General features: G+C 42.5%; 1 protein-coding gene. It reads right to left on the bottom strand.

Annotated features, from left to right (window positions below):
• Positions 1-750: 750 nt before the first annotated feature.
• A partial coding sequence (lepB, locus tag F6K49_RS52595) for a signal peptidase I (RefSeq protein ID WP_293111066.1) occupies positions 751-1,045 on the bottom strand: 295 nt, incomplete at its 5' end.

Here is a 1,045-nt window from a genome sequence, read left to right as displayed (position 1 = left end):
AGCAATACTATAAGCTCATAAATAGGGCTTGCTGCATGAATGCAGAAGGCATACCCGACAAGGCTTTCAAGCCTTTTTTCCCCAAACAAGTGCAAGGTTTTGGCATCTTGTCGCTCAAAAACCTTGTACTTTTGTGGGAAATCCCTGGGTTTTCTTGGGAAACCAAGGGGTGAAACTCAGATTTTTCAAGCTGTGTAGCCTCTAAAGTCGCTTTGTAGACTTATTCAGCAAGCCCTACTTAGAGGATATCTGAAAAGTTTTTTGATACTGAATTTTGCCCCCCTAGCCCCCCAAATTTGGGGGGAACAAGAGTCAATTTGCTTCTAAAAGTCCCCCAATTTTGGGGGATTTAGGGGGCTTGGATGTAGCAAATGATACTTCTCAGACAACCTCTTAGAAAGTAAGCCCTGATGTTGATTAAAGTTAGCCTTGTGATCTCAAGGCTTTAAAAAATCAGCTTGAACAGCGAGCATCGTTAGTTGAGCTAAATTATATACGTTGAGCATGCAATTCGCATCCGGCCTAAGTATGAAAATTGATTAGTTAAACTTATAGTAGTTTCCGAAATCCGTAGAGGGCTTAAGTTCACACAAGCTTAATATTAGTAATGGGTAATTGGTCATTGTAATTACTGGCAACTCATTACCCATTACCCATTACCCATTACCCATTACCCACTTGGGGATGTGATCACGATACCAACGAGCTTGATATTAACCGAAAATTTACCGAGATGTTGAAGGGCGAAGTTCAGATCGAACCAAGTTCACTAAAGGGCCAAAAACGGAAACAGGCACGACCAATGACTTTGTCTTTACCTAGAAAACCCCAAACATGGGAATCGTTGCTATTGTTGCGGTTGTCTCCCATCACAAACAAGTAATTTTCTGGCACCTGCACCAGTCCCATCTGATAACTGGGAGGTTGGGCAATGTAGTCCTCGTCTAGAGGAGTACCGTTGCGATAAACTTTGCCATCTTTGACTTGAACCGTATCACCGGATGTGCCAATCACCCGCTTGATGAAAGCTTGGTCTTTTGAGTAA

This window comes from Moorena sp. SIO3I6 (assembly GCF_010672095.1).
This window is presented reverse-complemented; position numbering and strand designations above follow the sequence as displayed.